A 13,060-nucleotide genomic window follows, 5' to 3' on the forward strand; every position below is an offset into this window, starting at 1 on the left:
GTGTCTTGTTACAAAACAATCGAGCCCTTGCAAGGGCCCGATTAACCACCGCCTGAAAACCTCAGAAGCGGTAGTGGGAGAAGGCCTTGTTCGCCTCGGCCATGCGATGCACTTCTTCGCGCTTCTTCATGGCAGATCCGCGCCCTTCAGCCGCCTCGAGCAACTCGCCAGCCAGGCGCTGCGCCATCGACTTCTCGGCACGCTTGCGAGCCGCCTCGCGCAGCCAACGCATCGACAGCGCCATACGACGCGACGGGCGCACTTCGACCGGAACCTGATAGTTCGCACCGCCGACGCGGCGGCTCTTCACTTCCACAACCGGCTTGACGTTGGCGACCGCCGACGAGAAAACCTCGAGCGGATCCTTCCCTGCCTTGCCGGAGATGTGCGCGAACGCACCGTAAACAATGCGCTCAGCAACCGACTTCTTGCCTGCCTGCATGATCACGTTAATGAACTTGGAAACATCCTGCGAACCGAATTTCGGATCCGGCAGAATTTCACGCTTGGGTACTTCGCGACGACGTGGCATGTAAACCTCTAGCTATTTCTGAATGCCGACAATTAGGCTTTCTTCGGGCGCTTGGCGCCGTACTTGGAGCGGGACTGCTTGCGGTCCTTGACGCCCTGCAAGTCAAGCGAGCCACGCACGATGTGATAACGGACACCCGGCAAGTCCTTTACCCGGCCACCGCGAATCAGGACCACCGAGTGCTCCTGAAGGTTGTGACCTTCACCACCGATATAAGAGATAACCTCGAAACCGTTGGTCAGACGAACCTTGGCCACTTTACGCAGCGCCGAGTTCGGCTTCTTCGGGGTCGTTGTATAGACACGGGTGCACACGCCACGCTTCTGCGGGCAGGCATCAAGCGCCGGCACTTTGCTTTTGACCACTGCAAGTTGCCGCGGCTTGCGGACGAGCTGATTAATTGTTGGCATAGCTTGAGAATTTTCCATTATACCGGGGCGACGCAACAGGACGCCCCGGGCGGTTGATTCCGGCTGCGACTGACTACGATTGGTCAGTCCACAAAAAGAGGCCGGATGTTATCCCGACAAGCCGGCAAAAGTCAACCGGCCTGCACATCTTGCGACACGCCGTCGGGCACTTCCGACGGTTGTTCCTGCATTGCCGCCCACGCGTGCTCGGCGGCAAGATCTTCGCCCGCCGACTGTGCGCGGCGGTTGCGGTGATACGCCATACCCGTACCGGCGGGAATCAGTCGGCCGACGATGACGTTTTCCTTGAGGCCGCGCAATTCGTCGCGCTTGCCCATGATCGCCGCTTCGGTCAGTACCCGCGTCGTCTCCTGGAAAGAAGCCGCGGAGATAAACGAGTCCGTTGACAGCGAAGCCTTGGTGATACCGAGGAGCACGTTCTGGTACTGCGCGGCCAGTTTTCCCTCCCCCTCGATGCGATCGTTCTCGTCCAGCACTTCCGAACGCTCGACCTGTTCCTCGCGAATGAAACGGCTATCCCCGGAGTCATTGATGACTACTCGGCGCAACATTTGGCGGACGATCACTTCGATGTGCTTGTCGTTGATCTTCACACCCTGCAAGCGGTAGACATCCTGAACTTCGTCGATGATGTAGCGGGCCAGTGCCTCGATACCCTGCAGGCGCAAGATGTCGTGAGGATCTGCCGGGCCATCCACAATCAGTTCGCCCTTATTGACGACCTGACCATCATGGACCATAACATGCTTGTCCTTCGGAATCAGGAACTCGTGAGCGGTGCCATCGGCCTCGGTAATCACCAGGCGCTGCTTGCCTTTCGTGTCCTTGCCGAACGACACGGTGCCCGTGAATTCGGCGAGCACGCCGGCGTCCTTCGGCGGACGGGCTTCGAAGAGTTCCGCAACACGCGGCAGACCGCCGGTAATGTCGCGGGTTTTCGCCGACTCCTGCGGAATGCGCGCGAGGATGTCACCGACACCGATCGCCTGACCGTCCTTTACGGTAATCAGCGACCCAACCTGGAAGGTGATTGCCACCGAGTGATCGGTGCCGGCGATCTTGACTTCTTCGCCGCTCTCGTCGAGCAGCTTGACCTGTGGGCGCACACCCTTGGTCGACGCACCGCTGCTGCGGCGCTTTCCGTCGATGACGACCAGAGTCGACAGGCCGGTTACCTCGTCGATCTGCTTGGCAACCGTCGCGCCTTCCTCGACGTTCTCGAACTTCACCGTACCCGAATACTCGGTAACGATCGGCCGGGTATGCGGATCCCACGTCGCAAGCATTACGCCCGCCTTGATGGGCGCACCATCGTCAACCAGCAGCGTCGCACCGTAGGGCAGCTTGTGACGCTCGCGCTCACGCCCCATGTCGTCGGCAACGACAATCTCCGCCGAGCGGGCGATGATGACCTTTTCACCCTTGACGTTGGAGACGTAGCGCATGTTCCCTGCAAAACGCACGGTGCCTGACGACTTCGACTCGACACCACTCGCCGCCGCTGCCCGGGATGCCGCGCCACCGACGTGGAACGTCCGCATGGTCAGCTGGGTACCCGGCTCACCGATCGACTGTGCGGCGATGACGCCAACCGCTTCACCGACGTTGACCAGGGAACCACGTCCCAAGTCGCGACCGTAACACTTGCCGCACAAGCCGTAACGGGTCTCGCAGGTGAGTGCTGTACGCACCTTGACTTCGTCAATGCCGAGGCTCTCGATCAGGTCAACCGCATCCTCGTCGAGCAAAGAGCCGGCTTCAATGACTGTTTCCTGCGAATCGGGATTGACGACATCCTCGGCACTCACGCGACCGAGAATCCGTTCGCGCAGCGCCTCAATGACCTCACCCCCCTCGATCAGGGCCTTCATGACGAAGCCGCCACGAGTGCCGCAATCGTCTTCAGTGACGACAAGATCCTGCGTCACATCCACCAGACGACGGGTCAGATAACCGGAGTTCGCCGTCTTCAGTGCCGTGTCCGCCAGACCCTTACGTGCGCCGTGCGTCGAGATGAAGTACTGCAGAACGTTCAGGCCTTCGCGGAAGTTCGTCGTAATCGGCGTTTCGATAATCGAGCCGTCCGGCTTCGCCATTAGACCGCGCATCCCGGCAAGCTGACGGATCTGTGCGGCCGAACCGCGCGCGCCCGAGTCGGCCATCATGTAGATGGAGTTGAACGACTCCTGCTTGACCGTCTCGCCATTGCGGTTGACGACGTCTTCCTGGCCGAGCTGGTCCATCATCGCCTTCGCGACTTGATCACCTGCACGCCCCCAGATATCGACGACCTTGTTGTAGCGTTCGCCGTCGGTCACGAGGCCCGAAGTGTACTGACGCGCGATCTCTTTGACTTCCTGCTCGGCGGCATGGATCAGTGTGTCCTTCTGCTTGGGCACCAGCATGTCCTTGACCGCGATCGAGATACCGGCACGGGTCGCCAGACGGAAACCGAATTGCATCAGCTTATCCGCGAAGACAACCGTTTCCTTCAGACCGCAGCGACGGAAGGAGGCGTTGATGAGCCTCGAGATTTCCTTCTTCTTCAACGGCTTGTCGATGACGCTGAAGGGCAGGCCAGGAGGCAGGATTTCGGACAGGATCGCACGGCCGGCTGTGGTGTTGTAACGCGATACCTTCTCGCGCCGCTCGCCGTCGGCACCAACCTCGACTTCCTTCAGACGCACCGACACACGGGCGTGAAGCGACAGCTGCTTCGACTCGTAGGCACGCTTCAATTCACCGACATCGGAGAATGCCATGCCTTCGCCAACGACATTCACGCCTTCGCGCGTCGCGTAATAAAGGCCGAGTACGATGTCCTGCGACGGGACGATGATCGGCTCACCGTTAGCGGGCGACAGCACGTTGTTCGATGCAAGCATCAGCGTGCGCGCTTCCATCTGCGCTTCCAGCGACAGCGGAACGTGCACGGCCATCTGGTCGCCGTCGAAGTCGGCGTTGAACGCGACGCAGACCAGCGGATGCAGTTGGATCGCCTTGCCTTCGATCAGCACAGGTTCGAAGGCCTGTATACCGAGACGGTGCAGCGTCGGCGCGCGGTTCAGCATCACCGGATGCTCGCGAATGACTTCTTCCAGGATGTCCCACACCACGGGCTCCTGGCTCTCGACCATCTTCTTCGCCTGCTTGATGGTCGTCGCCAACCCCATCAGTTCGAGCTTGTTGAAGATGAAGGGCTTAAACAGCTCAAGCGCCATCAGCTTCGGCAGGCCGCACTGGTGCAGCTTGAGTTGCGGACCGACCACGATGACCGAACGGCCAGAGTAGTCGACGCGCTTGCCCAGCAGATTCTGACGGAAGCGGCCGCCCTTGCCCTTGATCATGTCTGCGAGAGACTTCAGCGGACGCTTGTTCGCACCGGTCATCGCCTTGCCGCGGCGGCCGTTATCGAGCAGCGAATCGACCGACTCCTGCAGCATGCGCTTCTCATTGCGCACGATGATTTCGGGCGCCTTGAGCTCAAGCAGCCGCTTGAGTCGGTTGTTACGGTTGATGACGCGACGGTACAGATCGTTCAGATCGGAAGTCGCGAAGCGACCGCCATCCAGCGGCACCAGCGGGCGCAGATCGGGCGGCAGCACCGGCAGCACTTCGAGGATCATCCACTCGGGCTTGATGCCCGACTGCTGGAAGGCCTCAAGCACCTTCAGACGCTTGGAGTACTTCTTGATCTTCGCTTCGGAATTGGTGGTTTCGAGATCGCCGCGCAGTTTCTCGATTTCGAGCTGGATGTCGAGAGTGCGCAGCAGACCGCGAATACCTTCGGCGCCCATCAGCGCGTCGAAGTCATCGCCATACTCTTCCACCTTCGCGAGATAGTCATCCTCGGTGAGCAGCTGGGCACGATTGAGCGGGGTCATGCCCGGCTCGACAACCACGAATGCCTCAAAGTACAGCACGCGTTCGATATCGCGCAGCGTCATGTCGAGCACCATGCCGAGGCGGCTCGGCAAGCTCTTCAGGAACCAGATATGGGCGGTCGGACTGGCCAGTTCGATGTGCGCCATGCGCTCGCGGCGCACTTTCGAAAGGGTGACTTCGACACCGCACTTTTCGCAGATCACACCACGGTGCTTGAGGCGCTTGTACTTACCGCACAAGCACTCATAGTCCTTTACCGGCCCGAAGATTTTGGCGCAGAACAGACCGTCACGCTCGGGCTTGAAGGTGCGGTAGTTGATGGTTTCGGGCTTCTTGACTTCACCATACGACCACGAGCGGATCTTGTCCGGCGACGCGAGGCCGATGGTAATCGCGTCGAACTGGTCTTCGTTCGGCAGGGTTTGCTTGAACAGGTCAGCGAGCAGGCTTTTCATGTATCACTCCATCCGGGGGTGCGTTGTGGGCATACACCCGGTTCAGTAGCTGTCCAGATCGATGTCGATGGCAAGGGAGCGGATTTCCTTTACCAGCACGTTGAAGGACTCGGGCATGCCCGCGTCGATCTTGTGCTCGCCCTTGACGATGCTTTCGTACACCTTGGTCCGGCCGGTCACGTCATCCGACTTGACGGTCAGCATTTCCTGCAGCGTGTAGGCCGCGCCGTAAGCCTCGAGCGCCCAGACTTCCATTTCGCCGAAGCGCTGGCCACCGAACTGCGCCTTGCCGCCCAGCGGCTGCTGGGTCACGAGCGAGTACGGACCGGTGGAACGCGCATGCATCTTGTCGTCGACCAGGTGATGCAGCTTCAACACGTGTTTGTAGCCAACGGTGACCTGGCGGTCGAAGGCCTCACCCGTGCGTCCGTCGTAAAGAGTGACCTGACCACCGGAGGAAATGCCCGCGAGTGCGAACATCGCCTCGATTTCCTCTTCCTTCGCCCCGTCGAACACCGGCGTGGCGAACGGTACACCCTTGACCAGGTTCGAGGCGAGTTCGATAACTTCCTTGTCCTCGAGGCCGTCGATTTGCTCAGGCTTACCGTTATCGTTATAGATGTGCGTGAGCAGGCTGCGGACTTCCGCCGCAGTTGCATCGGCGCGCAACATCGCCCCGATCTTGTTGCCGAGTGCTTTGGCCGCCCAGCCCAGGTGGGTTTCGAGAATCTGACCGATGTTCATCCGCGACGGCACGCCGAGCGGGTTCAGCACGATATCGACCGGCGTGCCGTCTTCCATGTGCGGCATGTCTTCGACCGGCACGATCCGCGAAACGACACCCTTGTTACCGTGACGACCGGCCATCTTGTCACCAGGCTGCAGGCGGCGCTTCACGGCCAGATAGACCTTGACCATCTTCTGCACGCCCGGGGGCAACTCGTCACCCTGGGTGAGCTTCTTCTTCTTGATCTCGAAGGCTTGCTCGAAGTCCTTGCGGGTCTTCTCCAGACCTTCACGGATCGCTTCAAGCTGCGCCGCAAGCTCCTCGTCCGCCATGCGGATGTCGAACCAGTGATAGAACTCGAGCGAATCTAGGTATTCGCCGGTAATCGGCGTGCCCTTCACGAGCTTCTTCGGCCCGCCGTTGGCCTTCTGGCCAGAAATCAGGCGACGGATACGCGCGAACGCATCGCGTTCGACGATGCGCATCTGATCGGCGAGGTCGGTCTTGAAGCTGCGCAGCATGTCGTCGATGATGCTCTGCGCACGTTTGTCACGCTCGATGCCTTCGCGCGTGAACACCTGGACGTCGATCACCGTGCCATTCATGCCCGACGGCACGCGCAGCGAGGTGTCCTTTACGTCGGAGGCCTTCTCGCCAAAAATCGCACGCAGCAGCTTCTCTTCCGGGGTCAACTGGGTTTCGCCCTTCGGCGTGACCTTGCCGACCAGCACATCGCCGGCGTCTACTTCGGCGCCGATATACACGATGCCGGATTCGTCGAGGCGCGACAGCTGCGCTTCGCCGAGCGACGCGATGTCGCGGGTGATTTCCTCGGGTCCAAGCTTGGTATCACGTGCAACAACCGTCAGCTCCTCGATGTGGATCGAAGTGAAACGGTCTTCGGCAACGACGCGCTCGGAGATGAGGATCGAATCCTCGAAGTTGTAGCCGTTCCACGGCATGAACGCGACCAGCATGTTCTGGCCAAGTGCCAGTTCGCCGAGGTCGGTCGAGGCGCCGTCGGCGATGACATCGCCCTTGCCGATGAGGTCGCCGACCCTGACGATCGGACGCTGGTTGATATTCGTGTTCTGGTTCGAACGCGTGTATTTGATCATGTTGTAGATGTCCACGCCGACTTCGCCCGCGAGGGTTTCATCGTCGTTAACACGCACCACGATCCGGTTCGCATCGACGTAGTCAACCATGCCACCGCGCATCGCCTGAACCGCCGTACCCGAGTCAACCGCAACGGTGCGTTCGATACCGGTGCCGACCAGCGGCTTTTCGGGCCGCAGGCACGGAACCGCCTGGCGCTGCATGTTCGCGCCCATCAACGCGCGGTTTGCGTCGTCGTGTTCAAGGAACGGGATCAGCGAGGCCGCGACCGACACGATCTGGCCCGGCGCGACGTCCATGTACTGAACCTGGTCCGCGGTCGACAGGGCGAATTCACCTTTGTGGCGGCAGGACACGAGGTCGCCCAGCAACGTGCCGTCTTCGCCGATTTCAGCGTTCGCCTGGGCGATCACGTACTGCCCCTCCTCAATCGCGGAGAGGAAATCGATCTGGTCGGTGACCGTACCGTCGACCACCTTGCGGTACGGCGTTTCCAGGAAGCCGTGGCGGTTCGTCTGCGCGTACACCGCGAGCGAGTTGATCAGACCGATGTTCGGACCTTCAGGGGTCTCAATCGGGCATACACGACCGTAATGCGTCGGATGCACGTCGCGAACCTCAAATCCGGCGCGCTCGCGCGTCAGACCACCCGGGCCGAGGGCCGAGACACGACGCTTGTGCGTGATCTCGGACAGCGGATTGGTCTGGTCCATGAACTGCGACAGCTGGCTGGAGCCGAAGAATTCCTTGATCGCCGCGGAGATCGGCTTCGCGTTGATCAGGTCGTGCGGCATCAGGTTGTCGGATTCGGCCTGTGACAGGCGCTCCTTCACCGCGCGCTCGACGCGCACCAGACCGGCACGGAACTGGTTTTCGGCCAACTCACCGACCGAACGCACACGACGGTTGCCGAGGTGGTCGATATCGTCGATTTCGCCGCGGCCATTACGCAGTTCGACGAGCACGCCGATCACCGCAAGGATGTCCTCGTTCGACAGTGTCGCCGGGCCTTCCTCGCCACGCTGGCCGACGCTTGCGTAAAAGCGCTTGAGCCAGGCCGGCGCCTTGTCCTCGATCTTCTCGGGGTACGCACGACGATTGAATTTCATACGGCCGACCGACGACAGGTCGTAGCGCTCTTCGGCGTAGAACAGCCCCTGGAACAGGGCCTCGACGGCCTCTTCGGTGGGCGGCTCGCCCGGGCGCATCATGCGGTAGATCGCGACACGCGCAGCCCACTGATCAGCCGTCTCGTCGATGCGCAAGGTCTGCGAGATGTAGGGGCCGCGATCGAGGTCATTGACGTAGAGCGTCAGCAGGTCTTTGACGCCGGCGTCGCGCAGCTTGCCAAGCAGATCCTCAGTGATCTCGTCGTTAGCACGCGCGACGATCTCGCCGGTCTCGGCGTCTACGACGTTGCGTGCCACAATACGTCCCAGCAGGAAATCGTCGGGAACGCTGATCGTCTTGACGCCAGCCTGATCAAGGTCGCGAATATGCTTGGCCGTGATGCGCTTGTCGCGCGCCACGATCACGTTGCCGGTGGCGTCAGTGATGTCGAACTTCGCTACGTCACCGCGCAGCCGGTCGGGAACCACTTCGAATGCAATGTCGTTAGCACCGAGGTGGAACGCATCGAAGTCGTGGAAAGTTTCCAGAATCTGCTCGGGCGTCATGCCGATCGCGCGCAGCAGGATCGTCGCAGGCATCTTGCGGCGACGGTCAACCCGGAAGAACAGGCAGTCCTTCGGATCAAATTCGAAATCGAGCCACGAACCGCGGTAGGGGATGATGCGCGCCGAGAACAGCAGCTTGCCAGAGGAGTGGGTCTTGCCGCGATCGTGCTCGAAGAACACGCCCGGGGAACGGTGCAACTGCGAAACGATGACCCGTTCGGTGCCGTTGATCACAAATGAACCTGTGGACGTCATGAGCGGAATTTCGCCCATGTAGACTTCCTGCTCCTTGACTTCCTTCACCGTCTCCTTGGGCGCATCGCGATCAAGGATCACCAGCCGCACACGCGCACGCAGCGGCGAGGCGAAGGTAAGCCCGCGCTGCTGGCATTCCTTTACGTCGAACGCGGGTTCGCCGAGCATGAACTGGACGAACTCCAGCCGCGCGTTACCACTATGGCTGACAATCGGGAAAATCGACGTGAACGCGGCCTGGAGGCCTTGGTTCAAGCGCGTCAGCGGCGGAGTTTCCGCCTGCAGGAAAGCCGCGAAGGATTCGATCTGGGTGGCAAGGAGGAAAGGGACGTTCAGCACTGCCGCGCGTTTGGCGAAGCTCTTGCGGATACGTTTCTTTTCGGTGTAGGAATACGCCATGGATGCTCCGGGTAGAGGTCGGACGTCAAAGAGACAGAACACAGCGCCCCGTCAGATACGGGCCAGGCGAGACTTTTTTGGACAAGCTCACTCGCACTGGGTTCTGGCTTCTTGGCGTTAGAAAGCAAGAAAGGGCCGGCGCTCCGAAGAGCGCCAGCCCCGAAAAACCACCGGGTATTACTTGATCTCGACCTTCGCGCCGGCGTCTTCCAGCTGCTTCTTGATCGCTTCCGCGTCGGCCTTCGAGATGCCTTCCTTGACGGGCTTCGGCGCGCCGTCAACCAGGTCCTTGGCTTCTTTCAGACCCAGGCCGGTCGCTGCACGCACAACCTTGATCGCCTCGACCTTCTTCTCGCCGGCGGCGAGCAGGATCACGTCGAATTCGGTCTTCTCTTCAACGACCGCAGCAGCGGCGCCGGCGCCCGGGGCGGCCACGGCCATCGAGGCAGCGGATACGCCGAACTTCTCTTCGAACGCCTTGACCAGGTCGTTCAGGTCCATCACCGTCATCGCGCCAACGGCTTCGAGGATGTCTTCTTTGCTGATTGCCATCTTAAATCACTCCTAAATCGAAAACTTTGCAGAAAACGGTCAGGCGGCAGCCGCTTCTTCCTCGCGCTTCTTCGCGAGGGCAGCCAGCGTGCAAGCGAAGCCGGAAACCGGCGCCTGCATCACACCCAGCAGCATGGCGAGCAACTGTTCGCGACCCGGGATGGACGCGAGGGCCTGCAGAGCGGCCTTGTCGAGCGTCTTGCCCGAAAAGGAACCGGCCTTCAGCACCAGCTTGTCGTTACCCTTGGCGAAGTCATTGAGCACCTTGGCTGCAGCAACCGGATCTTCCGAGATGCCGTAAATCAGCGGACCAACCAGCTGGTCCGACAACCCGGCAAACGGGGTTTCGGCGATCGCGCGGCGCACCAGGGTGTTTTTCAACACGCGCAGGTAAACGCCAGATTCGCGGGCCTTCGCACGCAGCACAGTGAGATCACCCACTTCAATGCCGCGATACTCGGCCACCGCGATGGTCTGAGCGTTGGCCACTCGTGCCGACACCTCTGCCACTACGGCTTTCTTGTCATCGAGATTGAGACCCACGGGCCTTTCCTCCTTTCAAGTCCACACGCGAACCGCAAACTGCGATTCGCACCCACGGCGACCTGGATCAGGAGCGCGGCTGACGAATCAGCCAAAATCCTGTTCTGGGCACACCGTCTGCGCAGGCCATCCTAGGACGCTTAAGCGTTCACCGAAGTGAACGCACCTGCGGTCTTTGACGATCCGCTCCGAGACCGAAGCCCCGGAGCGTCCCAAAGTTCTTGTTCAGCCTTTTCAGGCTGCGTTGATGCTCGACGGCTCGACGCGAACGCCCGAACCCATGGTGCTCGACACCGCGACGCGGCGCAGGTAAACACCCTTCGACGCGGCAGGCTTGGCCTTCACCAGCGCCTCGACCAAGGCACCAAGGTTCTGCTGCAGCGATTCGACGGAGAACGAAGCACGGCCGATCGTGGCATGCACGATACCGGCCTTGTCGGTGCGGTACTGAACCTGACCAGCCTTGGCATTCTTGACCGCGGTAGTGACATCCATGGTCACGGTACCGACCTTCGGGTTCGGCATCAGACCGCGCGGACCGAGGATCTGACCGAGCTGACCGACGACGCGCATGGCGTCCGGCGTGGCGATGCAGAGGTCGAAATCGATCGTACCGCCCTTCACCTGTTCGGCGAGATCCTCAAAGCCGACGACGTCAGCGCCAGCCGCACGCGCGGCTTCAGCCTTGTCGCCCTGGGCGAACACCGCGACGCGCACGCTCTTGCCAGTACCGGCAGGCAACACCACGGAACCACGCACGACCTGGTCGGACTTGCGCGCATCGACGCCAAGATTGACGGCGATATCGACCGATTCGTCAAATTTGGCGGTTGCACATTCCTTCACCAGGGCAAGTGCATCGGCGATCGGATAGACACGGTTGCGGTCAACCTTGGCGCGCAGCGCCTGAACACGCTTCGAAAGCTTGGCCATGATTACAGACCCTCCACGGTAATGCCCATGCTGCGAGCGGAACCGGCGATGGTGCGCACGGCAGCCTCCATGTCGCCAGCGGTCAGATCAGGCATCTTGGCCGTGGCAATTTCTTCAACCTGGGCACGGGTGATCGAGCCGACCTTGTCGGTATGCGGCTTTGGCGAACCCTTCGTGATCTTGGCGGCCTTCTTGATCAGAATGGTCGCCGGCGGGGTCTTCATGATGAACGTGAAGCTCTTGTCCGCGTACGCAGTGATCACCACGGGAATCGGCAGACCGGGCTCGAGGCCCTGGGTCTTGGCGTTGAACGCCTTGCAGAATTCCATGATGTTCAGACCGCGCTGACCCAGCGCCGGGCCGATCGGGGGGCTGGGGTTGGCCTTACCAGCTGGCACTTGCAGCTTGATATAGCCGGTGATTTTCTTCGCCATTGCGAATAGCTCCTGTTTTGAGTACAAGCGCGCCGGCAGCGCCGGCGCTCCTCGCTTTAGTCCGCCTTACGCGGACATTTACGGGCCGTCTGGCCCACCTTCATCAGGTTTTTTCGACCTGACTGAAATCGAGTTCAACCGGCGTAGCGCGACCGAAGATGGTCACCATCACACGCAACTTGCTCTTGTCGTAATTGACGTCTTCCACCGAACCGTGAAAATCGGTGAACGGACCTTCCTTGACGCGCACGACTTCGCCCATTTCCCACAGCACCTTGGGACGCGGCTTATCGACGCCTTCCTGCATCTGCTGCATGATCTTTTCGACTTCCTTTTCGGAAATCGGGGTGGGTTTATTGGCCGTTCCGCCGACAAAACCCGTGACCTTCGGCGTCGACTTGACCAGATGCCAGGACTCGTCATTCATGTCCATTTCGACGAGCACATAGCCAGGAAAGAACTTCCGCTCGGAAATGCTTTTCTGACCACTTTTCATTTCAATAACTTCTTCGACGGGCACGAGAATCTGCCCGAATGAATCCTGCATTCCGGCACGCGCGACCCGCTCGATCAGCGCGCGTTGGACAGACTTCTCGAAGCCCGAATAGGCATGCACCACGTACCAGCGCTTCGTCATGATTACTTCCACCCCAGAACGAGGTCATAAAGGACCCACTCGAGGCTTTTATCGGTCAGCCACAAAAAAATCGCCATCACCACCGCGAAGACGAACACCATGCCGGTTGTCTGGACCGTTTCCTTGCGCGAAGGCCACACGACTTTCTTGGCCTCGGTAATCGACTCGCGCGCGAACTCGGCAAAACGGCGACCAGGCTCCGATTGCCAAGCGACCGCTACGCCAGCCGCAACACCAGCCAGGACGGACAGCACGCGCAGCACCAACGCCTGCTCCGAAAGCAGGTAGAAGCCGACCACACCGGCCGCAACCAGGGCGAGAGCCAGCGCAAACTTCAACTTATCGGCCATCGAGATATGAATATCCGGAAAGGAGTGGCAGGGGCAGAGGGAATCGAACCCCCAACCTTCGGTTTTGGAGACCGACGCTCTGCCAATTGAGCTATACCCCTGCAGCAGAGACTACAAGGCGCCCCGTATGAA

The 13,060-nt window shown here is 60.4% G+C and carries 10 protein-coding genes and 1 tRNA gene; all 11 read right to left on the reverse strand.

The genetic code is table 11. The annotated features are described in order from the left end of the window. Positions 1–61 precede the first annotated feature (61 nt). Positions 62–532, reverse strand: coding sequence for a 30S ribosomal protein S7 (rpsG, locus tag GPA25_RS15540; RefSeq protein WP_169261323.1), 471 nt, complete (start codon positions 530–532; stop codon positions 62–64). A gap of 32 nt (positions 533–564) precedes the next feature. Continuing rightward, positions 565–942 carry a 30S ribosomal protein S12 gene (gene rpsL, locus GPA25_RS15545; protein WP_169197318.1) on the reverse strand — a complete coding sequence of 126 codons (378 nt, stop codon included), beginning with the start codon at positions 940–942 and terminating at the stop codon, positions 565–567. Positions 943–1,073: 131 nt separating this feature from the next. Then, positions 1,074–5,303, reverse strand: a complete 4,230-nt coding sequence (rpoC, locus tag GPA25_RS15550) for a DNA-directed RNA polymerase subunit beta' (RefSeq protein WP_169261324.1) — start codon at positions 5,301–5,303, stop codon at positions 1,074–1,076. Between the two features lie 42 nt (positions 5,304–5,345). Beyond that, complete coding sequence (gene rpoB, locus GPA25_RS15555; RefSeq protein WP_169261325.1) at positions 5,346–9,479, reverse strand: DNA-directed RNA polymerase subunit beta; 4,134 nt, start codon at positions 9,477–9,479, stop codon at positions 5,346–5,348. A gap of 177 nt (positions 9,480–9,656) precedes the next feature. Then, entirely contained in the window at positions 9,657–10,031 is a 375-nt protein-coding gene (rplL, locus tag GPA25_RS15560) for a 50S ribosomal protein L7/L12 (protein ID WP_169261326.1), read from the reverse strand. Positions 10,032–10,070: 39 nt separating this feature from the next. Next, the gene (gene rplJ / locus GPA25_RS15565; protein WP_169261327.1) at positions 10,071–10,574 is read right to left on the reverse strand and encodes a 50S ribosomal protein L10; all 504 of its coding nucleotides are present in this window, start codon (positions 10,572–10,574) and stop codon (positions 10,071–10,073) included. 234 nt (positions 10,575–10,808) lie between these two features. Continuing rightward, positions 10,809–11,507, reverse strand: coding sequence for a 50S ribosomal protein L1 (rplA, locus tag GPA25_RS15570; RefSeq protein ID WP_169261328.1), 699 nt, complete (start codon positions 11,505–11,507; stop codon positions 10,809–10,811). 2 nt (positions 11,508–11,509) lie between these two features. Beyond that, positions 11,510–11,941: a 50S ribosomal protein L11 gene (rplK, locus tag GPA25_RS15575; RefSeq protein WP_169261329.1), complete on the reverse strand. Its 432-nt coding sequence runs from the start codon at positions 11,939–11,941 to the stop codon at positions 11,510–11,512. Positions 11,942–12,044: 103 nt separating this feature from the next. Then, the gene (gene nusG / locus GPA25_RS15580; RefSeq protein WP_169261330.1) at positions 12,045–12,578 is read right to left on the reverse strand and encodes a transcription termination/antitermination protein NusG; all 534 of its coding nucleotides are present in this window, start codon (positions 12,576–12,578) and stop codon (positions 12,045–12,047) included. Positions 12,579–12,580: 2 nt separating this feature from the next. Further along, complete coding sequence (gene secE / locus GPA25_RS15585; RefSeq protein ID WP_169261331.1) at positions 12,581–12,928, reverse strand: preprotein translocase subunit SecE; 348 nt, start codon at positions 12,926–12,928, stop codon at positions 12,581–12,583. A gap of 25 nt (positions 12,929–12,953) precedes the next feature. Further along, a tRNA-Trp gene (locus tag GPA25_RS15590) sits at positions 12,954–13,029 on the reverse strand. Positions 13,030–13,060 lie beyond the last annotated feature (31 nt).

It is taken from the genome of Aromatoleum diolicum, from assembly GCF_012910955.1.
GTDB classification, from domain to species: domain Bacteria; phylum Pseudomonadota; class Gammaproteobacteria; order Burkholderiales; family Rhodocyclaceae; genus Aromatoleum; species Aromatoleum diolicum.